The sequence below is a fragment of the Microbulbifer variabilis genome, assembly GCF_052467165.1.
The window spans coordinates 2247680-2272132 of the sequence record NZ_CP174301.1; the positions used below are offsets into that span (position 1 = coordinate 2247680).

The following is a 24453-nucleotide window of genomic DNA, read 5'->3' on the forward strand; positions in this document are numbered from 1 at the left end:
CGTGAGATCAGTTTCTCACTATACGCCATCTCTGTTTGACCCGATCAACAACAAGGTCTTACATTGCTGAACGAATTTTGAAGTTCGAACAGCCAGCATCCATTATTTCTTTTAGTCAACAATAATTTAATATGCGGCATCACATGAAACTTATGGGACCCCCTAAATTATATGATTAATTTTTAACAAAATATGTTCTTCCTCCAAAGAGTTATTTCTATTTGGTCAAAAAAAATAATATAGGACTTGATCATGAAGCTCAAAAAAATAGGTGTATGTATCGCACTTATGTTTGTTCTAATCTTACCAGCATACGCCCATGCAGGATTGTGGGACAAATTTACAACCTGGGTTGTTGAAACTTGGGACACTGTTGAAGTGAGAGTTGAAGAGGTTATTGAGGATATAGTTACAACTGTAGAGGATGGTGTAACGGCAGTAATTGGTTTCTTTGTAGATACCGGTGAATGGATATACGATGGACTAACGACCGTGGTTGAAGGTTCACTTAATTTCTTCTACGGCGTTGCTGATGGTACAGTCACGGCATTAAATTACTTCGGCCTGGATCTCGATATATCGGACTGGTTCACCACGGGAGGTCAAAATTCCGAGGACGGCGCGCGGCAGTGGAGCCTTACAGACTATGATACTTCCTCACATCCTGCATATTTAAATGCCTTCCGTGATCGGCAGATGGCTTATATCAAACGCGTTCTTGATTCAGCCAAAGCCGAACCTAATAACGATCATTTTGTACTCAGGGCTTATTTTGATTTACCACTGGATAAAGAGGCTCTGGCTCGGGGGCTGACGGATCTTTTTACACCAGGAAAGCATGCTTACAAAAACCCTGATATGCGTCTGATAGAATATATTAGAGTACTGGCGGAAAGTGATGAGTACGATGACATTATCCTGAGTGAAATTATCAAACTACCTTATTGGCAAGATGAAGATACTGAAGGAAAGCGAGTTTACACTTCTGAAAACCACGTACTTATGTGGCTATCTTCCAGCTGGTTACTATCTGAAATGGAAGGTTGGGATATAGGTGGTGGGCCCGAAAAACTAAGGGAGCGTCTCGTACGTTATTTGGAGGTTAAAAAGCAGTTTGGAGTATATGAGTCCACTTCAAATGTCTATAGCCCATTTTCCCTGACAGCATTGCTAAATTTATACGACTATGCCCAGGATACAGAGATTAAAACCCTGGCTGGACAGGTTGCCCTTATTTTTCTTAATGATATCGCTATGGTCACCAACGACCTTGGTGCTGCTATAGCCGTCGATTCAAGGACCTATGAGGGTGTTCACCAAGATCTTAATTTCTTGAATAATAAGTTCGCACGATATACCGCTTTGATTACTGGCAAAGGTCCACAAGATTTTACGGGTAGTACCCATATGGATATTTTTGCCATGACTACACTTGATGTAAGCAGTGTTGCCTATAATCGCCTTGAAAAACTGAATGGTGAGATTAACATAAGCTATTCTTCAGGCCATCCTATCTCTGAAGTTGATACCGTATGGGCTGGGTTGGACCTCCAAGATAAGTTGATTTTCTCTCAATCTGCCGGCGCCTATGCTCATCCAGAACTCATTGATGAGATGCTGGAATATTACCTGAATCCACTTGCCGGTCTGAACTTCTTTTTGGAAGATTTGATTGTGGAGTCTAACCTGGCAGATGACGTAGTCGATATGTCAGGTGTTCTTCTTACTGAAACCAGTGCACCTTTCACCACAAGCTCAGTTATTTCAGAAAAAACCATGGATCTGTATCGCCATGGCAATGTGCAATTATCCTCATACCAGGATTTCCATGCGGGGAATGCAGGTTGGCAGCAGCTGCCCTGGATAGCAACAACCGGTACCATACCGGTTTATACTCGGTCAGGTGCGGAATACGGAGGCTGGAAGGCTGGTGGCCAGGAGCAAATGAACACGCACTTACCCTATATAAAGCAAAATGAGAATGTAGCCCTGGTTTTGTATAAACCTGCGATGGAGCTGCGCTTTATGGATGGTGTTAACAGAGCAACGGACTTTTTACCTGTAGATGACTTTCTAACTGCACCAGTAAATTTGCATTGGCCAACGGAGCAATTCGATGAAACAACCAGTTTCCAGAACTGGCTGTTTGCACGTGAGGGTGATGGTTATGTGGCTGTTTATCGTCACTGCCTGGATACCAAAACCTTTATTCGTAATGAGGAGGTTGTAGAAATTTACAGCTGTAGTGCTGATGAACAAGTCTGGGCAACAGTTGTTGGTAATACCCAGACTCACGAAAGCTTTAGTAGTTTCATTTTCACTGTTTCGCAAGCCAAGATCAAAAGCAAATGGTACTGGAGCTGGGCAGAGACCCGCCATGTATGGGAGACAACTTTAGAGGTCGATGGAAAGACCTTAAGTTTTGGCTGGGAAGCAAACGTAGATGATTTGACTGATAGAGAAATGTGGGAACTGGCCAGTGCTAATAACACATCTACTATCGAAATGGCTTCGGTGAGTGGATTCCAGGTCAATAATGTAACAGACACAGAAACTAATACGGGTCATGGTAACTGCGAGAGTTCAAACGATGTGCTTTTACATCAAAACGTAAGCTTTAACGGTTTTGATCCAACAATATTACGTATGGCAGAGGCCGATAACGGTGAATGCTATCTGATTAACGTCGAAGACCAGTCACAAGATATGGAATTGATCCATGAAGGTGAAAAGGTCGATGTAGTGCGTTTTACTAACCGGCGCTTTGTTGGTGGTGAGGCTGATAAGGCTCACGGAATAAATCACGAATGGACCACTATAGAGTTGGACTTCAGTTATGAAAACCCTGTGGTGTTTGCTTCAGTCATTGGTATTGCCGGCACTGACCCGATAACAACTGAGATCCGCAATATCACTTCAACCAGCTTCGATGTGCGTGTTGCGGAGTTTGCCTGGAACGATGGTATCCATACATCGGAAGTGGTGCATTATGTGGTGATGGAGGCTGGTAGTTACTCAATTGCCAATGGATTGAAGCTTCATATTGGCGCTGTTGCACTGGAAGATAATTTGAGTGGCTCCCCGGACTTTGAAACTGTCGGGGTCGACTTACAGGATTACTTACTGATCAGCCAAGTACAAGGTAGTGACAGGGATGAAACACTAAGCACACGTGTCAGAAATAAGAAAACTGGCACATTTGAAATGAGCCTGATGGTACAGGAGGCAAACAGTAATAAAGAGGAAACTATAAAGGCAGTTGTAGGTTATATGGCTGTCGGAAAGCCCCCAGTTAAATCCTTAAAAGTGGCACTTAAAGGAGCCCATGGGAAGTATCTTGGCGCGGCAGGTAATGGAGGTAATGGAAAAACAGCCAACGCCAATGCCTCAGTAATTGGCAGCCATGAGACTATTGTCCTTACAGGAAATAGCCTGCAACAGGGTTGCCTGATTGACGGGGATGAAGTGTGGCTGCAAAGCACCGATGGTTATTATTACAGTGCCCAACAAAGTGGTGCTTTAGATGTCGATAGAACCGCTCGGTACAGCTGGGAAACATTTAAGTTGATCAATCACTCAGACAATTCGGGCTGTTTACAAAATGGTGACGTAATTTCCTTATACAACCCGGAACATGGTAACTATATCGTTGCGGAATCAGATGGCCGGGCTAATGCGAATCGCAAAGCATTAGGTTCCTGGGAGAAATTTGTTGTTTACGACCTAAACGGTAACTAACAAGCACCAAGCGGGCACCCACACCCATTCTTACTGGGTTTGGGTGCCCTAATCTTGGGGGATTATGCATCTAGAAAATTATTCGGTGGGCTTTTCAAGCTCCAAATTTTGGCTCCGGGAGCCCCTGAACACCAAGGCCATGAATAGCAAAAATACTACCTGGCTGCGGGTGGCGGGCCAGCTCCTCAGGAGTTACAAATGATTGCTGTGAAGTAACGTAGAGCGTTTCATAATTGTCGCCACCGAATGTGACACAGGTGGGACTCCGGATCGGTAGGTCAATCTCACGGTCAAGGCGGCCCTTAGGGTCAATCCTTAAAATCTTACCGCCAAGATTCAAAGCAAACCAATAGTACCCTTCAGCATCGACTGTTGCGCCATCTACAATCGCGGGCTTGCGATCTTCAACTGAAAAGAATGGCCTTCGATTACTGATATGGCCCTCATCCATATCCAAGTCAAATACATAGACCATACCACCAATGGTATCGCCGAAGTACATACGAGTGTCCTCCGGATCGAAGGCAATCCCATTGGAACATACAAAGGAAAAGTCCTTAGCAACCTTGCGCACGCTAAAATCAGGCTCAAGACAATATAAATGAGAGACTTTACCTTTCAATTGCGTATCCATACTACCGCACCAAAAACGCCCTCTTCGGTCAATTTTTCCATCATTTAACCGGTTTTGGGGTAGATTCGGTTCCGGATCAACAACTGTCTCAAACTCTCCTGTTTCGAGGTCAATGGTGCAAAACCCAGTATTGGCAGCACCAACTAACCCTCTTCCCTTACGGAAACCAAAGGACCCTACCTGCTCCGGCATTTCCCAGGTCTTTCTTTCACCAGTAGAGATGTTTAGCCGCCGAATCGATGGCCGCCGAGGCCCAGCCAAATCAACCGAAGGGCCGACATGATCCGCCCAGTAGATAGAAGTATCTTCTGCATGCCAGATGGGTGTTTCTCCCAATCCATCGTTACACTCCCAAAGGCATTCAATCTCCATTGTCAGAACCCTTCTTAATAGTTTCAGTAAATCTTAGACTTGAAATTTGGATGGAATAGGAACATCAATATCCTCAGTATGTAGCAATGCGGCCTCTATTCCAGTATGGACACCAAGTGCTGAGGTCTCTCTGGACATGCTGGGTGTACCAAGGTTTTCGGGCAAAGCTGCTACTTGAGGTAATTGCGGAAGGTGAATCCACCCTGCGCGTATATCCAGCTGATTGCTGGCAATAAAGTGCAAAACGCCATACATCAAGTGATTACAGCAAAAAGTGGCGGCATTATCCGAAATATCTGTAGGCACTCCAGCTTCACGCATTGCCCTAACCATAGCTCTAAGAGGAAGATTACTACGATAGGCTACCGGTCCATTGGCAACCGTAGGTGCGCCCTGCATCTCTACGCCACGATTGTCCTTCAGGTTATATCGAGTAGAATCGTTAAAATTTTGAGCAATTCGCTCTACAGTAACCATCGATCGCCCACCATATTCACCCATCATGATCACTATTTGTGGACGGAGCTCATCTATAGCGCTAGTTACTACGTCAATACACTCAAAGAAGCTACTAGGAACCAAGATTCCAAATACATCTGAATTCCCAATACGGGTACCATCCAAAACACGCATTACCGACTCTGCAGGATTTATTGGCGTATGCCCGAATGGTTCAAAGCCGGTCACTAAAACCTTTTTCATGACAATACTCTTTGAGTAGTTTGAAATTGGCCTTCAGAAATGTGTTGTCTGATTCTATTTCTCAAGAATAGAAACTATTAAGGCCGCAGGCTTAAAAGAACGGCCTTGCTGATGTGTTTGATTGGCACAATATGCCAATTAAGATGCTGTTTTGAACCATAGATCTGTAGAAAGACAGCAGAAGCGTTTTCAGATAGACGTGAACTGGGGCTCCATTAACTAAAGCCCTATCTGTAGGCTTATACCTGGGCATGTCGTCCAATGCCTGGCGACACGCGCCCTCGCTGAGGGTGGGTGTATTTAACACCCACCCTCATATCACACCCCCTGTAATGCGCCACCAGCAAGTGTGATACGGTGCATCAGGCGGAACTGGCCTGGATAATCATTTTCCGCGGAATGCCAGGTAGAGCGGTTATCCCAGAATGCAACCGACCCAGGCTCCCAATTAAACCGACAGGTAAATCCATTGGTAAGCACATGGGCGAACAGGTAGTTAAGGAGTGGCCTGCTCTCCTCCGGGGTCCACCCCTGAAAGCAAAGGGTGAACCCTGGATTGACGTAGAGAATCTTGCGCCCAGTATCAGGGTGTTGTATCACTACCGGATGTATTGCCTCGCCCACATCATCAACGCCGCCAAGTTGCGAAGCAAGGTCTGTCGACTGGTAGTAACCGTCTTCACCATAAACATGCACATTAGAATGCACGGCTCTTAGTGTTTCCAGCGTCTTCTTAAGACCGTCGGACAAACTTTCATAAGCTTTTTGCAGATTAGCGAAGTGAGTATCGCCGCCGGTTTTGGGTAGCTCCCTGGCTACAAGGATGGAACCTAAGGCGGGTTTTTGATCATAAGAGTGGTCTGTGTGCCAACCGCCGCCAATATTAGTCTCCTGATCTTTTTCCTTACGTACTTCAGCAATGCCAGGGTATTCCTGTGTGTGTGTGAAAAACTTATTAATAACAATTTCACCCCAGCGGTGGGCGAAGGTTAGATGATCATCGGGGGAAAGGGACTGGTTACGAAAAAACAACACACCATGGTCGGCGAAGGCCCGGCGTAGATCACCAAGCTCGGCATCGGATAAATTGGCCAGCTGTACGCCTTCCACGAGTGCACCACAGCCTTTTGAATACTGGGAGATGTTCATGATAGGAATCGCTTTTTTTAGATGTCCCCCGCATAATAAATTATTCAGCAAGATGATCAACCCGATATAATGAACTTCAGGCGTTCCTTAAAATAATATCAATTCATCTACAGATTCAATCATTAGCCTGCTTCAAATAGTTTCTTATATTTGCTAACTCTTTAAGGTTGATATTAACGCCATCCTATGTACATATTTGACCTATGACTACCAAGAACTCAATGTCATTTTCATCTAAATACGTGGTCATTTTGGGTATAAACATTCAAACTTACAGAGTTAACCTATGATTTAGCATTGCTATTTCGAGCAGTGCGAGCTTCCTATATTAAAAATTAAATAATAACTACTAAAATAAAAGCCAAAGAATAAAGATATTTACATAAATTAACAAAGTTTAAAGTTACTGAGATGAAGTGAGCAAAGACTTAAAGATTCATTTCTCCAGGATGCATATAGATACTGGCATAGGATTGGAAAAAGCTGCCCAATTCCAGCAGGTAAACTATTTTATTCAAACAAATTCTATCGAGTATCCTATTGTTATTGCTTGGGGTTTTACCCACAGATTGATAATGATGGTTGGACACAAGGTTGCAATTATAGGGTCGTCCGTGCCTATCTATAAACACTGTGGTCTATAAGTAATCTAACGATACAAGTTACTTTTGCGAAAACCCGCAAAAGTGCGCCATTTACTGCCTGAGAGTTCAAATTTCCATCATGTTGCCGCTAAAAAATAAGCGCATTCTCTCCTTCGAAACCTGGGGAGCAGGTTCCTTCCATGGCACTCTGTTAGCCATGCTGGGCGCCGAAGTAATTAATATTGAGGATCCCAAACAAAGCGGGAACCCCTTAAGAAGAATGGGCACATTATTCCTTGATGAGAGTCAGGAAGATAATGAATCTGGCGAGTCTACTTTGCACAATAAGAAGAGCCTGGCCCTGGATATCAGGTCGGCAGAGGGGAAAAAGGTCTTTCTCAATCTTGTTGAGAAATCAGATGCAGTAATCGATAACTTCCGCGGTTCCCTGCCGGAAGAATTAGGAGTTATTTATAGGAAGTTAAAAGTCGTCAACCCGAGAATCGTTTGTACACATCTTTCAGGGTATGGCCGGGACAATGAAAGGAAAAGTTGGCCTGGCTATGACTTCCTTATGCAGGCTGAAACAGGCTGGATGTCTGTAACCGGCGAGCCGGGATCAATACCTACCAAAGTTGGTGTATCTGTTGTTGATTTATTAGGCAGCGTGTATGCCGCCCTGTGTACAGTCTCAGGACTGCTGCGTACCGAAATTACAGGAAAAGGTGGCGACTTTGATACTAACTTGTTCGATGTTGCACTGAACTGCTTGTGCTATCAAGGCCTATGGTTTCTCAATGAGGGGATAGTTCCAGGAAAGCAGCCTCGCTCCGCACACGCATCACAAGCACCGTGCCAATTGGTAAAAACCGCCGATGGCTGGTTCTATGTAGCTTGTTTAACACAGAAGTTCTGGGAGATTCTGTGCCAAGAACTGGGGGATGATTCTCTTAAGCACGATGCACGTTTTCTAACCAACGAGAGTAGAATGAAGCACCGGGAGGAGCTAACGGCATCGCTTGACAATCATTTCCAGAAGAAAACAAATGCTAACTGGGCTGCCCAGATGGAAGGTAAGGTTCCCTGCGCACCCGTTTATGATATTGCACAAGCCCTGGACAACCCCTACGTCCGCAACAACGATAAAATTCTCTCTGTTCCCTACTCCCGTAGTACAGATCGCAAAAGTATTGAGTTCCTCTGTGCGCCTTTTTCTATACCGGGTACGCCCTCGGTGGAATTCCAGACAGCACCTCTTTATGGTGAGAATACACGAGACATTTTAATTGAAGCTGGAATAACAGAGAAAGAAATCAACAATCTCCAAAAAGCTGGAGTTATCTTTTGCCAATAAAGTAAATTCACAACAACATCGAATCTATATCAACTTGACCACTTTTGCAATTAGGAGACCTGTTCCGCATATCCTTGATTACCTTAAGCACAGTTCATGTAAAAATTATTTTAAATGGTTGGCTATTTCAGGCAGTATTCCTTTCAGGTGCAGTCAAAATCAAGATTGATTTTTTAGAGCAAACTTTATTAAATACGGAAAAGATTAACTAAAATTTTTTCAACTTATACTCTGGCCCGAAAGGCAATCACAATGGATATAGAAGTACTTGAAAACCCAGCACAAGAATTAATCGACTTTCTGGATAAAAAACTTGATGAATTCAACTGGAGAAACTGGGAAGTTAAAGAAAGGCTTCCCCTTGCTGTTCAGATTAGAAATGCCTCTGGTGAAGTGATAGCCGGAGCAGCCGCAAGGTCATTCGGTGATTGGCTATTACTAGACACTTTGTCGGTATCTGAAGAGCTAAGGGGGCAAAATATTGGTAGCCAACTATTGAGCAAAATTGAGATATCCGGTAAACAACGTGGTTGTAAAAAATGCTTACTAGATACTTTGAACTTCCAAGCCATGCCATTCTATAAAAATCAGGGCTATGAAGTTAAGTGGGTTCAAGAGGGATACCCTAAAGAAGGATGTAAGTACTTTATGGTCAAGGAGCTGTAGTCTGAGCAAATAAAGAGGGCTGGCATAGTGCTATCCCAGATTCACTCAAACTTGAACACAAGGATAAGTATCAAGGAGCGGTCGCCCTATTGACTGTCATTGACGGAAAATTAATCAAATGATCCCTATCTTCAGCTGGAGACATCTAATTGAGATAACTTCACTGAAAGTTTCAGCTGTTTAGGCTAATTTATCTTGTGAATTTGGGCACCTACTGACAAAAAGGATAGCCTGATGCAAATAAAAGCGCCTACAACATCAGATGCCCCAATGTGGGACCTCTTAATGGGTAATTACACCTTTGCCTGCCTGATGGTCTCAGCTCAGCTTGATATAACTGGGCTTATTGACGGTGGCTTTGATACCTGCGAAAAGCTGAGCAACAAACTGCAATTAAGCCGTAAAGGAATCTACCTGTTTATCTTGCTGCTTCAACACTTAGGGTATATCAATGTTACATGCAATCAATTAAAAAATACGGAACTCGCCAAGCAGTATCTGGATAGGAATAGCCAGTACTATTGGGGGGAAGTTCTCCTGGACCCGTTTAATATTTATAATGTAAACCATCTTAATAAAAAGATACTCACCAGCCTGAAACATGAATACGAGCTTGAATGCAGGGGTCGCTCCGTAACAGATATGTGGCGACATGATGAAATGGATGGTGATTCAGCGGCGGCTTTCACCCATCTGATGCACGCACAAGGTTTTGCCTCAGCTGTTTCAGCGGTTCAGAATGGTGCCTTTAGCAATATTCAAACCTTGCTCGATGCTGGTGCTGGGTCAGGCACTATCGCATTGGCATTTTGTGATGCATATCCGGAACGCAATGCTCTTCTTTTTGATCTTGCTCCTGTCTGTATGACAGCCAAAGAATATGTAGATAAGTTTGCTAAGAAGAAGCAGATAAGCATAGTAGAGGGAGATTTCTTCAAGCAAGATTGGCCAACTGGTTGCGATGGGGTCTGTTTTAGCAACGTGCTGCACGATTGGAAACCTGACACCTGCATAGAATTATTGAGTAAGGCTTACGCGGCCTTGCCAAAAGGCGGTAGTGTCCTTATTCATGACATGCTCTTTAATATAACCAAACTTACTCCAGTTTTATTTAGTTTTCATCTTTTCATGAATCATGGAGCGCAACTCTTCTCTTTAGAGGAACTATTCCAGTTACTTAAGCAAGCAGGATTTGAGAACCCTCAATGTCATAAAGCACTTGGGTATTTTGCCGTAGTCTCAGCTATAAAGCCGTAACTTAAACAATGGGAGAGATTCTAATGTCCATTGGGCATTTAGACTGGCAAGAAGTCTTATCACAGGCTCAAAAACTTTCCCGGCTTGGCGCTTTGACTGTGCCTGATTCCGCCTCAAAAATTGAAGACCTTCACATCAGCGGCCCCGAAGAAATTCTCCAGGTATCAAAAGCGAATGCAATTACAGCCGGCGCAATCTTGATGTCTAGTGGAGGTACGACCGGAAAGCCCAAACTTACTTACACTCCCTATCACCAAGCTACTGCGAGACTCCTAAGGGAATGGAGACCTCTTGGGCCAGACAGCGTAGTACTAAACCTCTTCAATCCCGGCCGCTTGTGGGGAGCCCACTATTTTATCCAGACCCTTGCCGAGAAAAGCCAGTCAGTAAGCGCACCCACGGGCCCATTTATCCCATCGGAACTCACAGCCTGGTTAGAAGTATTACAAGATGTTGGCGTAAATACACTAGCTGGCGCACCTACAGGCCTCGCCGACTTCGCCCAGGGGCTAAAAAACTCAGGCGGTAATCTCCCTATCCATACGATCATTTGGATGGCTGAACCCTGGACGAAAGCCAAATACGATACTGTACAAAGCGTGTTTCCAAACGCTGGCTTCTGGTGTGATTACGGCTCCGTGGAAACCAATAGTATTGCAATAAACACGCCAAAATGTGACTTGGAAAAGTATCATTTGCTTGAAGGACAGCTCATTGAGCCGAGCGAGCATGGTGCATTACTCACCCGGATAGGTAACGACTGGACGGTGCCATTAATACGCTATCGCTTAGGAGATTTAATACAGCAAACCACTTGTCGGTGTGGCCGCCCAAGAGCGTTACTGGTTGAGGGGCGTGCAGATGATGATGTGAGCCTATGTAGTGCACTATTAAGTGTTGGGCAAATACTTGATATCGCTACAAGGGAGAATGACGTGGAGGAGGCCCAGCTGGTTCTCACCCAAAATAGGGAAACACGTAAATCTGCAAGCGAGCTTACATTGATATTTACCGGCAGCGCCGATCCCGAAGTGATTCGTAATCGAGTGTTGAAAAGGATTCACAACCTGGCATCGGTTGCACAGCAATACCCTGGAGCCTTTATCGTAAAGCAAGTTGAAAGGCTGAGGAGAGTCAATAGGACTAACAAAGTGCCTCCCATCGTTCATATAAGTGATAGCAATAAATAGACCTCTCTGGTTTTAGTGCTCAATGTAGGGGGGGTGAGTGCTGTGTTTAATTGATAAGGAGCTACCCTTAATGTAAAAGGAAAATGACCATGTCACTATCAAGCCTCCTTATTCCCACATATATACAAATGTTACAGGCTTTATCGAGCTGGTTAGATAAGGCCTGTAAGCAGCTCCCTGAAAAAGAGGCTCAAGAGTTGCTGTCTGCCAGACTCACACCGGATATGTACCCTCTTTCATCCCAAATACGCTTTGCGTGCCTGCAAGCTCAAGAGGCCCAATTTCGCTTGAGAAGAGAGCTTTTTCCCGACCATTTAGACCACTTAGCACGCGAAGGTCAGAATGCAGGGGCTCAACCAGGTTCTATTTCAGAAGCTTGCACACGAATCAACGAAGCACTAACAGTTCTGCGCAGTCTTGAACCCGGTGCGCTTGATATGTGTACTGATCAAATGATCGAATTAGAGCTTCCAAATGGAATGACTTTCGATATGACAGGCGAGCAATATGCAAGAGATTGGGCCCTTCCCCAATTCTATTTTCATCTTAATACAGCATATGCCATTTTAAGGGCGCAGAAGATTGATCTTGGAAAAGCGGACTATGTCCAGCATGCATTTACTTATCTTAGGATCTACCATCCTGAACACGATTAATATACAACTATTCAAGCATTTATCAGAAACTCCTGTATACCTCACACTTTTTCACAAAAGAATTGCTTAACTTACAGACCAAAATTAAACATCCAAATCGCCAATAGGAAATATAAAATAGTATAGCAATGAAATTTAGAATTAATTTAAATATACTATTCGCCGCCATCATATTATGCCCGGCCCTTATTGCCTGCTCTCAGAGAATTGCCAGCCTTATAGAAAGCTCAGAGAGCTTTCCTTTTACTGAAATAATCACCACAGAGAAAATTGAAGACTTAGGTTTCAATAAGGAGAGGTATTGCCCAGCAAAAAAAGATGTTTGCATCAGCTATTATTATGGACCACCTTTAAACAAACAAAAACTTCAATACGCTGTCAAGTTTGAGGCAGATGGCAATGAAAGTATTGTAAACCTTAATTTAAATAGGGATTCTTTAGAAAAGACATTTTCTGGCACTGTATTTTTATTACATGGGTTTCGTGCTTCCAAAGAGTTCATGCTGAATTCAGCACTATATTTTCGCTTTCTTGGATTCCAGGTTGTTGTCCCAGATCTTCTCGGCCATGGTGACTCAAGTGGTAACAAAAAATATGGGGTTGATGATAGTAAGTATATTAACTCCCTTATCGATAAACTGATCGAAGAAGGAGTAATCAAGGATGAAGATATATATATTGTCGGGAGTTCAATGGGTGCATTAACAGCTGCATACATCTCTAATATGAGAGTAGATATCAGTGGGGCTATTTTATTAGCGCCCATGCTCCAATTTGATCAAGCCTTATATAATTACGCGAGGGTTAGTCACCCATTGCTTAGCAGAATTATCCCAGAGAAAGACATTCGTAAAAGTGCTACCTTAGCTCTGAAAAAATCGAATATTGACCTGAATCAAACAAACATATTACCTCTTATAAAGTCCTCAAAGGTCCCTGTGCTTCTAATATCCTCAGATTCAGATCGTATTTCTCCTTACAGCAACTATAAGGGCCTAAATAAAAAAAATCTCGAGTTAATCCAAGTTCACAATAGGAATCACTTGAGTATGACTACAATAGGACAGAACGAGCATAATGCAGTTATCAAGTGGCTCAATACAAATAGCGCATATTAACTTTAGGGCCAACATACTTTCTAAAGTCATTGAATCAACAATTGCCCCATTGAAATTTTTATTGGGAGCATAAGAATTGTACTTTAATGCAATGGATATTGGATCTCCTTAGCCATACCCCACATTTTGTAGTCTGTCGGCATTTTGGAAAGATAATTCAGTGTGCGGTAGATAAGGCTTTTTTCCATCTGATCTACTCCCAAAGATTTGCTCCACCCTTCCGCCGCCAGCCGGTAACTCATAACGATCAAGAGGAACTTTTGTTCGTTGGATAGGCCACTACCATGTCCGTTTATGAGTAAGTGCATTGATACAAGATCATAATCCAGGTCAAATTTGGATTCATTAACTTGAATATTGATTTGCGCAGAGCGCCCAGACACAGAAGTTCCGCGAGCCACTATCTGCATATTATCAAGATAAAAGGATACATAGGCATTGTTGGCTTCGGAGTTGTTTACATATCGCCCTCGTAGGGCCAATTCCCTGATCTGCCTTCTGGATATTTCACCCCTCAACCAAAGATCAGTCATTTTCGCGATTGGACTGTAGTTTTGTGGTTCGGTCACAAAGTCTTCAGATAGGGCGGGCAGTGAAAAGAGAAATGCGACAAGACAAGTTAAGATCCATCTTCCAGCCATTGTTACTACCACAAAATCAAGGCCTTGCCACATGATCAATAAGCGAGTTATCAATCATAGGTAAGTATAATCAAGAATGAAAAACCCAAGTGTCTCAATGCGGGAAGCTAGAAGCCCTGACCGGCGTTTGAAGAGTACCTAATTTTTCGCCACTGCAAATCCTTTTTCCTTCATATCGTTTTGAGATTGGCTTTAACCAGTCGATATCGGCTCCTTGGGCTTTTTACAGCCCAATCGAAAGCAGTCTAAGAGGGACCTCTACAAAATTGACGAGAGTCATTACAGCTCCTTGAGCCCTCGGCAGAACCATTTACCCTAACGGGATGCGCACTACCGTTTCCTTTACTTAGTGTCATAGGCCCTAGAGTTACAAAATGGGCTCGATTATTTCGCCTTTGTCGAACAGACTGTCCTTGTTGTATGATTTATAGGTAATGAAGAGCTACCCATCCACATTCCGCGCCAAGCTAGTTGCAATGGCGGCCCTGCTCCTGCTGATGTTCCAGGTGCAGACCGTGCTCGCTTGCGAAATGATGGATAGCCCGGAGCCGGCAGCAGAATGCTGTTGTGACCACTTGGCCAAAGGCTCTCAATCAGATGAAGATTGCTGCGAGTATGATGCCCAGGTCTCCCTCAAGACCTCATTAGATGACCATGAAGTCGCTCTCACTGCCGCCTTCCTGCACCTTGAGTTACCCCAGTTAGCACCTCCGCCATCCTATCGGTGGCCCCAGATTTTGGCTCCGCCAGCGGAATCACCTGACTTCGAACCCCTTTCTTCTCATGCCTCTCCAGGTAATCGTACCTGGCTTGAAACTCTGCGCTTGCGTATCTGATCACTCCCTCTCTCTGATGTGCGAAATATCCCGCAGCCTCATTGTTGCTGACGGGCTTCAGAAAGATTGTTCCAGGAGTGAACCCTTTGATTTCCCAACAAGCCATTGCTACCCCCAGTAGCAAAGAAATGGTCGGTGCCTTTGGCGCCCAAATACTCATCACTTCCTTTTCTGGAGGTGTGTTATGAGCCGCTCAAAAATGCTGGGCTTAGTTGCTTTCGCTGTATTTCTGGCGGTCGGTACCGCTTTCTATTGGAAGAAAACAGCCGGATTGGTTGTATCCGACAGTGTGGAGTTTATTCCTGCTGGCCCTTTCCGGATTGCGGTATCCGTGGACCCACTTCAGCCTCGCGCTGGCAAGAACCAGATTCGTATTGAAGTGAGAGATATGGAAAACCGGCCAGTTACAGGCGCTGAAGTCCGCGCAGTGGCTGAGATGCCTGCCATGGGAGCCATGCCGGCAATGCGTGCTCAAGCCGAAGTCTATGAAACCAGCGCCGGAGTATTCTCAGGGGAGATAGAGCTAGCCATGGTAGGCTCTTGGCCCATGGTGGTTGATGTGGCAACTGGCCACGATCGCCATGTAGACCTGGCCTTTGACATGAGCACCAATCGCAAAGGCTTGCGCTTAAAGTCAGCACCGGAAGCCTCCGATACTGCTTACTACACATGTGCCATGCATCCTTCTGTGCGCGCTGCAGAGCCCGGTACCTGCCCCATCTGCGGTATGGACCTGCAGCCAGTTAGCCACGATGAACTCGAAAGTGGCAGCATCGTGGTAGATAGCGGTCGGCGCCAAGCTATTGGCATCAAAACCGGCATCGTCGAACGACAGCCTTTCACCCTGCCCATCCACCTGCACGGCCAGGTGACCTATGACGAAACCCGTTTGCGGGATATCAGCCTGCGCTTCGACGGCTGGATTGGTGAGTTGGATGCGGATTTTGAAGGCAAGCAGGTTGAGCGTGGCGAAGTACTGTTCTCTGTTTACAGCCCGGAGCTACTCGCCGTCCAGGATGAATATCTGAAAGCGCGCCGCCGTGGCGATGCCTTGGAGAAAGCGGCGCGAAGGCGCCTGCTTCTGTGGGGACTATCAGAAGAGCAAATCGACTGGCTGGTTGAACAGCAAAAAGCTCAGGACTATATCCCGATCTTCGCACCTGCCGGTGGTGTCATTATTGAGAGGAACATTGTTGCGGGTTCTGCATTCAAAAAGGGGGACAACCTCCTTCGTATTGCCGACCTCAGCCAGGTTTGGATCGAAGCCCACGCCTACGAAGATCAGCTGCCGCTGATAGAAAAAGGGATGCCGGCCAAGGTGCGTCTAACCAACGTCTACCATGAAGAAATCCCAGCCACTCTCACTCAAATTGACCCTTTCCTGAATCACAGCAACCGCAGTGCACGGTTACGTGTGACCCTGCCCAATACCGACGGTGAACTTCGGCCAGGGCTGTTTGCGGACATCATGTTGAGTGCCGAGCTGGGAAATCTTCTGGTTGTGCCCAGAGATTCAGTGCTGATTTCCGGTAAGAAGCGTATCGTCTTTCGGGACCTGGGCCAGGGCCGTCTGGAGCCCGTACAGGTACGCACTGGTTACGGTGACAGCGAACGAATTGTGATTCGTTCTGGCCTCCAGGCTGGGGATAAAATTGTCACCTCTGGGGTATTCCTGATCGCGGCAGAAAGCCGCCTCAAATCAGGGGTACAACAATGGTAAATTCCGAACCCAAAGGGCTGATTGCCCGAATTATTGGGGCCTGTGCCGGTAAGCCCGGGATCACTCTGATGCTTGTTGCTATCGCCGCCCTGGCCGGATATCGGGCGCTAACCAGTGTTCCCCTGGATGCTATTCCGGACCTGTCTGACGCCCAGGTGATTGTGATGACAGACTGGCCAGGTCGCAGCCCGGATCTGGTGGAGGATCAAATCACCTACCCGCTTTCCACCGCAATGCTAGGGCTGCCCAAGGTCAAATATGTGCGGGGCCAGAGCTTTTTCGGTCTCAGTTTTGTCTATGCCATCTTTGAAGATGGCACGGATATTTACTGGGCCCGTTCACGGGTTCTGGAGTACCTCAACCAGGTAGCCGACCAACTCCCAGAGGATGTTCAGCCTACTCTAGGCCCCGATGCCACTGGAGTCGGCTGGGTGTTCCAGTACGCACTGGTTGATCGAAGCGGTAACAACGACCTGCAAGAGCTGCGCGCGCTGCAGGATTTCAAATTGCGCTATTGGCTCACTTCTGTCGAGGGCGTTGCCGAGGTCGCCTCGATTGGCGGCTACGAAAAGGAGTACCAGGTCCAAATCGACCCCCATCGCTTGCAGATGTTCAAGGTCCCACTTGGCAAAGTGGTCGAAGCTATTCGCCGCAGTAACAACGATACCGGAGGGCGGGTATTGGAGATCGCAGGCCACGAGCACATGGTGCGAGGGCGCGGCTATATCCGCAGCATCGATGATCTCAAAGAGGTAGTGATCGGGGTCAATGCGGCAAAGATTCCGGTAACCTTGGATCAAGTAGCGGATATTACCCTGGGGCCCGCAATGCAGCGCGGCATTGCCGAACTGGACGGCGAGGGCCAGACCGTAGGTGGCATCGTAGTGATGCGCTACGGTGAAAATGCCCTAAAGGTTATTGAGAGAGTTAAAGAGCGTATCGAGCAAATCCGTGCGGGCTTACCCGAAGGCGTTGAGCTGGTAGTAACTTACGATCGCTCACAATTAATTAATAGCGCGATCGACAATCTCAAAAATACCCTGATTGAAGAAATGCTAGTGGTCGCCGCTGTGATCGCTATTTTCCTACTCCACGCCCGCTCCGCATTGGTAGCTGTAATCACTCTGCCGATTGCAGTTTTACTGGCCTTTATTCCACTGTCCCTACAAGGGCTTACCGCCAACATTATGTCACTGGGAGGCATTGCCGTAGCCATCGGTGCCATGGTGGATGCGGCAGTGGTAATGGTGGATAACATCCACAAAAAGCTGGCAATCAATGGCGATAAAGAATTGTCTCCAGGCGAGAAAAGAACGCTAATCGTTCAGGCAATGCAGGAAGTCGGACCGAGTATTTTCTTCTCCCTGATTATTATCACGGTTTCATTCCTGCCGGTATTCGCGCTGGAAGCTACTGAGGGCCGATTATTCAAACCCCTCGCCTACACCAAAACCTACAGCATGGCTTTCGCCGCCCTATTGGCAATCACCTTGATCCCAGCCCTCGCTGTACTGCTAATGCGCGGGAAAATTCGCACCAGGGAAAACCCAATTTCCCGCGCCTTAGTTCATACACTGCAGCCAGTGATTCACTTCTGCATACGGCAACGCAAAGTTGTAGCCACTCTCGCAGTATTAGCTTTGGTTTCCGTGACCTACCCCATCAGCAAGTTGAGCGGTGAATTTATGCCACCGCTCAATGAAGGCAGTATCCTGTATATGCCTACCGCGCTACCCGGAATGTCCGTTACCGAAGCGGGAAAAGTTTTGCAGCAAATGGATGAAGAACTGAAAACCTTTCCGGAAGTCGAGCGTGTCTTTGGCAAAATTGGCCGCTCCAATAGTGCTACTGACTCTGCACCACTATCCATGGTGGAGACAGTGATTACCCTAAAACCCAAGAATGAATGGCGCCCCGGTATGACCTGGGACCAGCTGCTGGCGGAAATGGATGAAAAGCTGCGCTATCCGGGCATGCCCAATATCTGGTGGATGCCAATCCAAACCCGTACTGAAATGCTCGCCACAGGGATTCGCAGCCAGCTGGGGATTAAAGTCTTTGGAGATAACCTGGAGGAAATTGAGCAGACTGCTTTGGCCATCGAAGAGGCTTTGCGCAGCGACCAGCGCACTGCGGAACAATCCCGTAGTGTTTTCGCCGAGCGCCTAACCGGCGGATACTTCCTGGACTTTGATATTGATCGCGCGCGGGCGTCCCGCCACGGCCTAAATGTGCAGGATATCGAGGATGTGATTGCCGCAGCAGCGGGCGGCCTGGCCGCAACCCAAACCATTGAAGGCCGCGAACGTTACGATGTACTGGTGCGCTATGCCCGCGACTATCGGGATACTCCCGAACAGCTGGAACAAATCCTGGTCCCCGCCTCTGATGGCTCCCAGGTGCCCCTGAACCAACTGGCTGATTTGGATTTCCGAACCGGCCCACCCATGATTCGCAATGAGGATGGGCAACTAGTTGGCTTGGTTTTTGTCGACCTGAAAAGCGATATCGGCGTCGCAGATTATGTCAATCGCGCAAAGCAGGTTGTCGCCGACCAGGTTAACTTGGTTCCAGGCCAACGTATCGCCTGGGCCGGCCAATACCAATACCTGGAGCGCGCCAAGTCCCGCCTGCAATGGTTGGTACCCCTGACTTTGTTGGCTGTATGCTTCCTTTTATACCTGCATCGCGGCCGGCTGTCCGACACCCTGTTTGTGCTCACTGCCATGCCAATGGCACTGATCGGCGCCTTCTGGCTGCTGTACCTGCTCGACTACAAACTGAGCGTTGCTGTATGGGTCGGCATGATTGCCATGGCTGGTCTCGCCGCTGAGATGGGGTTATTAATGCTGCACTACTTATCTGCCGCCGGAAATAACTCTGAGCGCGGCAATACTGCGACTGTTGCCCAAGCAGCAGCCGGACGTATTCGCCCGATGCTAATGACCAGCCTGACACTGTTAATTTCATTGATACCAGTGATGATTTCCGATGGCACCGGCGCAGACGCTATGAAACGGATTGCAGCGCCCATGGTGGGCGGCACCATAACCACACTGCTATTTGTGCTGTTAGTAATGCCCGGAGTGTTCTACCAATGGAAGGCTCGCGAAGGTAAGCAAAATCGACGCTAGTAAATTGGGGGACCGGGTTTATGCGGTGCCCCAATACTCCTCTCGTAGGAAGGTAATCTGGATGGGAGTTCCTTAGACTGGAAAAAGGTGATTCATAGGTTTCCCCAGGGTTAACTGTTAAAATTCCTTACAAAATTTATATTGCCCAGACTGTAAAATTGCAGCGACAACAAATGCTAAGAAAGTGAAATTCACTTTACTGGCTGCTTGTGTAATGCGCCTATTTGACATTTAACGACTCCAGGATTTACCTTGACCACACCTTTTTCCGACCTCCCCCTAAACCCCGCCCTGCTGAAAAACCTGGCGTCACTCAACTACAAATCCATGACCGAGGTTCAGGCCAAGACGCTCCCGATCATGCTGGATGGCAAAGATGTTATCGCCCAGGCAAAAACCGGTTCCGGAAAAACTGCGGCTTTCGGTTTGGGGGTGTTGCAACGGCTCAATGTCGGCCGGTTTCGGGTTCAATCGCTGATTCTGTGTCCGACACGTGAGCTGGCAGACCAGGTTGCCCATGAACTGCGCCGACTGGCGAGGGCAATTCACAACATTAAGATTCTCACTCTCTGCGGCGGCATGCCCTTCGGCCCTCAAATCGGCTCCCTGGCACATGGTGCACATATCATCGTTGGCACCCCCGGGCGTATCGAAGAACACTTACGCAAAGGAACGTTGTCCCTTGAGAATGTCGATACGCTGGTCTTTGACGAGGCTGACCGGATGCTCGATATGGGATTTCAGGAAGTTATCGATACTATTCTGGCGCAGGTGCCTACTGGACGGCAGTCGTTACTATTCAGCGCCACCTATCCCGATGAAATCGAACGGCTCAGCGCGCGTGTGATGCAAAAACCAGTGATGGTTAAAGTTGATTCTGCGCACAGTGATGAGGTAATCGAGCAACGTTTTTACCGAACTGAGAGTTTCGACGATCGGCTGGAGATGACCCGCCGTATTCTACTGAATGATCGGCCGATCAATACTCTGGTTTTCTGTAATACCAAACGTGAAACCGATGAGGTGGCCGATAACCTGAAACAGGCAGGTTTTAATGTCCTTGCCCTCCATGGTGATATGGAACAGCGCCAACGTAACGAAACGCTGATTCGTTTCGCCAATGGCAGCGCCTCAATCCTAGTAGCTACCGATGTGGCGGCACGCGGCCTGGATATCGACAAGCTGGATGCCGTTATCAACTTTCATATCGCCAAAGATCCGGAAGTGCACACCCACCGCATCGGACGAACCGGCCGTGCCGGTGAGCGCGGTTGCGCTTACTCCTTTTTTGCCGAGAAGGAAGGCCACAAACTGGTTCGTATGGAACTAACCCAGGACCCACTATCCGACCCAGATACACCACCACCAGCCAGCATATTGAGTGAACCTCCTTTCCAGGCACCGATGGCTACCCTGCAGATCGATGGCGGCAAGAAACAGAAAGTTCGCCCCGGCGATATCCTGGGTGCGCTGACCGGCGGCGATCGTCCGATAAATGGAAAAGATGTTGGCAAGATAAACGTGCTGGATCAGACGGCTTATATTGCGATTAAACGCAATGTGGCAGCACAAGCACTAAAGAAAATTGAAAACGGAAAGCTGAAGGGGCGTAAATTCCGGGTACGGCGTATTCGAGGATAATTCATTTAATATAATTGAATGATGCTTTTATAGGCCGGCGGCACGTTACTAGTCAACATAAGTAGAAGAACGCATTGCTACACCGATGGTAGCAGGCACTAAAACTACGGTCGCTGGTGCTGCTGGAGATGTCCCAGGTATTTTGGCAATGGAAATCTCACGAAGGAAGATGCAATTCACCTCCACGATAGGTCTTTTTACCAGGCATTGCATTCAATCAACTGGAGCGATCATAATCGCAGGGTACTGCGAGAACACCAGTGCCCACAAAGCCCCGCGCTTAATGCCTGCTCCTCTACTACCCTAGTGATTCAGGGATTGTCAGGCAGAGTCATCCTGTTTTTCGACGAGGTGTTCTGCCAGGTATTCTGATGGTTTAGGTTTAGTCAGGGACTTTATCCATGGCCTTTCTTATTCAGTGTATCCACTGGTTATCATTACTGGGTTGCCTTTATCTAAGCCTACGTCTGTTTCGCGACCTCGCAGATCTTAGCCAGTGGATTGTGCAAACTCCTCGTAAAGCGACAATGTGGACCTTCTATCGGAGGCACAAGATTGCTACTGCCGCAGGGATATTATGGTTGGTATCAGCACTGACGCTATGGTTTTCTGGCGCTGGCTCTGTTGTCATTTTCTGGATCATCAGTGCCCTGTCTGCTTTCGCCTTCTACTCTGGGTATATCAACCCCTCTATTATGATGCGCGCGCAACAACATAATGCGCGCTATTTTTCCATAGCTGAGGCCCAAGAGAGCCTATCCCCCGGTACCAGCCTGATAGTAATTGACGCTAACGGCGAAGCTAGAGGTCACCCTGATGACCACATTCTTCGGCCACATGTGGCCGGTACAAAGGAAGGGCTAGCTGGTGAAAATGTGGTAATGACCTATTGTGGCCTGACCAATATGGGAATTGCCTACACACCCGAAATTGATGGGGAAGCCCTGGATTTAGGTGTTATGACCCAGATCGAGAATAATTTGGTGATGTGGGATAAAAAAACCGGGCAGCCAATTCAGCAGTTTTGGGGCACCCGTGAAGATGCAGGCCCTAAAGGGCCGAGGATGCCCGAATGGCCCAGCTATCGGATGCCGTTGTGGGCTTTTGAGAAAGCGTTTCCCAATGGGAAAATATTTCTGAACCCAATACCAAATTTTACCGACAACCCCTTTTTAGCCATCTTCGATCGCCTGATGCATATGATCTTCACTCACGCAATCTCAGATCAAGCTAAAAAAGAGGAACCTGCGTTCCCTACCATTAAGAAATTTGATAATAGGTTGCCGAATAAAACTAAAATTTACGGTGTTAATATCGGCGAAGACTATGTAGCTTATACAAAAGATTTCATTAAGGATCATGGTGGACTATTAAACGTAGAAATCGGTGGCCGGGATATTGTTATCGTTTACCATTCAGACCTCGATAGCGTTGGTGCATATTATAATGACAGTGGTAGCCAGATCTCTAATGTACAGTTCGGCGGAGAGAGTAACGTGGGGAAGTTAGAACGCGTTGAAACGATGAAATCTGAAGCTTACTGGGTTGTCTGGCAAAATTTCTTCCCTGAAACAGATGTAAATCGCATACCCACTCAAAAAGCCAGCTCCTGATAACAGTTAAACAAGAAGCAACATCGGTCTAATATACTACCAGGTTTACTATTTTTAACACATGGTTACATCTGACTCTTGCAGTTTGGATTCCACAAAACTCAAAAAAATATCAATTTTCTTAGAACCTTTACGTTTCACTTTGTACAGGGCTCCTACCGTTTTATCTTTTCTTTCCAGTTCAGGGAGTAACTCTATTAATCTGCCTCTTTGAATATCTTTCTTACAGAAATAAGAGGGTAAAATAGCTATACCATTACCATTCAATGCCGCAGAGCGGGTATGGTAAGTTTCATTGGAAATTAAGTTGCCTTTGAATTGGTAATATTTCCCATCAATCAACCATCCATCCTCAAGGCCATTTAGCCTCGTCAGCAACATGTTATGTTGACTGAGTTCGCCTATTGAATGCGGGCACCCATTTTTCGCTAAATATTCGGGTGATGCCACGAATACAGGATATATATTGAGCAGTGGTAGAGAAAAAAACTGACTATCTGGTAATGATTCAGATACGCGAAAGGCTATATCAATATCATCCTCAATCATATCCATGAGAAAGGGAGTAAAAATTAACTCGAGACTAAAGTCAGGGTACTCTTTTTGGAAATCATTGCAGATCTTGCTAAACACAGTTTTCCCTATGGTTTCAGGGAAAGTAATGCGTAACTTACCACGATCAAGACTACCAACCTCAGCGACCTGATCTTCCAGGTCAGTAAATGCACTGAGTATCTTCTGGCCGCTCTGGTATACAAGCCTGCCCGCTTCTGTAAGAGAAAGTGCTCTGGTAGTTCGGTTCAACAATACCTGGCCCAACACTTTCTCCAATTGTACCAAAGTCTTGCTCACAGTTGGCGCTGATAATCCCAAGTGGCTAGCAGCTTTACTTAGGGAGCCATGATCCACTACGGCACAAAAGACACTAATCAAGTGGTACTTATCATATTCCCGCCGCACCGACTGTTTCCTTAAAGCTAATTATGACTTTCTGCTGATAATCTTTATCGAGACCTGCCAAATAGTAAACTCTAAACCCATACCAATCCACTCCGGAGATAAATCGATGAACAACTTAACTTGTCACTGTGGGGCCATCCATTACAAACTTTTCAATAGCTCAATCTCTCCAAAGACAGGTCGTGGAATAAGCTTTGTTGAGGCTTCAAATCCAGCAATGATTGAAGATCCATCAAAGCGGCTCAATACTTACTCTTTTGAGTCTGGACCAGTAAAAGAATATGGTTTTTGTAATCAATGTGGTGCAGCTATTTATCAAATAGACAATAGAGGACTGGTTCAACACGCCATACATAGTCATCAAAATTACCTAGCAGACTATAATGGAATTCTGAATTTTGGCTTTTAATGAGCCATGCCAATGGCTCAATCTTCAAACCAATCTTTGTCGTACAAAAAATAGTCGCCAACGGTAACGTAGCAATATG

At 46.4% G+C, this 24453-nt stretch carries 18 protein-coding genes; 13 read left to right on the plus strand and 5 right to left on the minus strand.

Features of this window, described 5'->3' with window-relative positions:
- Positions 1-252 precede the first annotated feature (252 nt).
- The gene (locus tag ACJJIP_RS10025; RefSeq protein ID WP_444946817.1) at positions 253-3738 is read left to right on the plus strand and encodes a fascin domain-containing protein; all 3486 of its coding nucleotides are present in this window, start codon (positions 253-255) and stop codon (positions 3736-3738) included.
- A 94-nt stretch (positions 3739-3832) separates the two neighbouring features.
- On the opposite strand, the gene ACJJIP_RS10030 is transcribed toward ACJJIP_RS10025, so the two are convergent.
- The 3 genes from ACJJIP_RS10030 to ACJJIP_RS10040 all read right to left on the minus strand — a co-directional run bounded on the left by ACJJIP_RS10030 (position 3833) and on the right by ACJJIP_RS10040 (position 6595).
- Positions 3833-4744 carry an SMP-30/gluconolactonase/LRE family protein gene (locus ACJJIP_RS10030; RefSeq protein ID WP_020415444.1) on the minus strand — a complete coding sequence of 304 codons (912 nt, stop codon included), beginning with the start codon at positions 4742-4744 and terminating at the stop codon, positions 3833-3835.
- Positions 4745-4777: 33 nt separating this feature from the next.
- Complete coding sequence (gene pcp / locus ACJJIP_RS10035; RefSeq protein WP_444946818.1) at positions 4778-5446, minus strand: pyroglutamyl-peptidase I; 669 nt, start codon at positions 5444-5446, stop codon at positions 4778-4780.
- A gap of 318 nt (positions 5447-5764) precedes the next feature.
- Positions 5765-6595: a TauD/TfdA dioxygenase family protein gene (locus ACJJIP_RS10040; RefSeq protein ID WP_444946819.1), complete on the minus strand. Its 831-nt coding sequence runs from the start codon at positions 6593-6595 to the stop codon at positions 5765-5767.
- 723 nt (positions 6596-7318) lie between these two features.
- On the opposite strand from ACJJIP_RS10040, the gene ACJJIP_RS10045 reads away from it, so the two are divergent.
- The 6 genes from ACJJIP_RS10045 (at position 7319) to ACJJIP_RS10070 (ending at position 13420) form a co-directional block, all read left to right on the plus strand.
- On the plus strand, positions 7319-8533 hold the full coding sequence (locus tag ACJJIP_RS10045) for a CaiB/BaiF CoA transferase family protein (RefSeq protein ID WP_444946820.1): 1215 nt from the start codon (positions 7319-7321) through the stop codon (positions 8531-8533).
- Between the two features lie 252 nt (positions 8534-8785).
- Complete coding sequence (locus ACJJIP_RS10050; protein ID WP_444946821.1) at positions 8786-9199, plus strand: GNAT family N-acetyltransferase; 414 nt, start codon at positions 8786-8788, stop codon at positions 9197-9199.
- A gap of 234 nt (positions 9200-9433) precedes the next feature.
- A complete protein-coding gene (locus tag ACJJIP_RS10055; RefSeq protein WP_444946822.1) occupies positions 9434-10456 on the plus strand; it encodes a methyltransferase in 1023 nt (340 codons plus the stop codon).
- A 23-nt stretch (positions 10457-10479) separates the two neighbouring features.
- Positions 10480-11646 (plus strand): AMP-binding protein, encoded by a 1167-nt coding sequence (locus tag ACJJIP_RS10060; RefSeq protein ID WP_444946823.1) that lies wholly within the window; start codon positions 10480-10482, stop codon positions 11644-11646.
- A gap of 89 nt (positions 11647-11735) precedes the next feature.
- A complete protein-coding gene (locus tag ACJJIP_RS10065; RefSeq protein ID WP_020415435.1) occupies positions 11736-12302 on the plus strand; it encodes a DUF1993 domain-containing protein in 567 nt (188 codons plus the stop codon).
- Between the two features lie 128 nt (positions 12303-12430).
- Positions 12431-13420: an alpha/beta hydrolase gene (locus ACJJIP_RS10070; protein ID WP_444946824.1), complete on the plus strand. Its 990-nt coding sequence runs from the start codon at positions 12431-12433 to the stop codon at positions 13418-13420.
- Between the two features lie 83 nt (positions 13421-13503).
- Here the strand turns inward: ACJJIP_RS10070 and ACJJIP_RS10075 are convergent, their stop codons facing one another.
- Positions 13504-14094: a hypothetical protein gene (locus ACJJIP_RS10075; RefSeq protein WP_353375436.1), complete on the minus strand. Its 591-nt coding sequence runs from the start codon at positions 14092-14094 to the stop codon at positions 13504-13506.
- 401 nt (positions 14095-14495) lie between these two features.
- On the opposite strand from ACJJIP_RS10075, the gene ACJJIP_RS10080 reads away from it, so the two are divergent.
- The 5 genes from ACJJIP_RS10080 (at position 14496) to ACJJIP_RS10100 (ending at position 23005) form a co-directional block, all read left to right on the plus strand.
- Positions 14496-14897 (plus strand): hypothetical protein, encoded by a 402-nt coding sequence (locus tag ACJJIP_RS10080; RefSeq protein WP_020415432.1) that lies wholly within the window; start codon positions 14496-14498, stop codon positions 14895-14897.
- Positions 14898-15081: 184 nt separating this feature from the next.
- Positions 15082-16617 (plus strand): efflux RND transporter periplasmic adaptor subunit, encoded by a 1536-nt coding sequence (locus tag ACJJIP_RS10085; RefSeq protein ID WP_444946825.1) that lies wholly within the window; start codon positions 15082-15084, stop codon positions 16615-16617.
- Positions 16611-19751, plus strand: a complete 3141-nt coding sequence (locus ACJJIP_RS10090; protein WP_444946826.1) for an efflux RND transporter permease subunit — start codon at positions 16611-16613, stop codon at positions 19749-19751. Before ACJJIP_RS10085 ends, ACJJIP_RS10090 begins: the two co-directional genes overlap by 7 nt.
- A 252-nt stretch (positions 19752-20003) precedes the next feature.
- Entirely contained in the window at positions 20004-21392 is a 1389-nt protein-coding gene (gene dbpA, locus ACJJIP_RS10095) for an ATP-dependent RNA helicase DbpA (RefSeq protein ID WP_444901601.1), read from the plus strand.
- A 401-nt stretch (positions 21393-21793) separates the two neighbouring features.
- Positions 21794-23005 carry a DUF3179 domain-containing (seleno)protein gene (locus ACJJIP_RS10100; protein ID WP_444946827.1) on the plus strand — a complete coding sequence of 404 codons (1212 nt, stop codon included), beginning with the start codon at positions 21794-21796 and terminating at the stop codon, positions 23003-23005.
- A 54-nt stretch (positions 23006-23059) separates the two neighbouring features.
- On the opposite strand, the gene ACJJIP_RS10105 is transcribed toward ACJJIP_RS10100, so the two are convergent.
- Positions 23060-23965 (minus strand): LysR family transcriptional regulator, encoded by a 906-nt coding sequence (locus ACJJIP_RS10105; RefSeq protein ID WP_353375430.1) that lies wholly within the window; start codon positions 23963-23965, stop codon positions 23060-23062.
- A 106-nt stretch (positions 23966-24071) separates the two neighbouring features.
- On the opposite strand from ACJJIP_RS10105, the gene ACJJIP_RS10110 reads away from it, so the two are divergent.
- Positions 24072-24374 carry a hypothetical protein gene (locus ACJJIP_RS10110; RefSeq protein WP_282950593.1) on the plus strand — a complete coding sequence of 101 codons (303 nt, stop codon included), beginning with the start codon at positions 24072-24074 and terminating at the stop codon, positions 24372-24374.
- Positions 24375-24453: the final 79 nt, after the last annotated feature.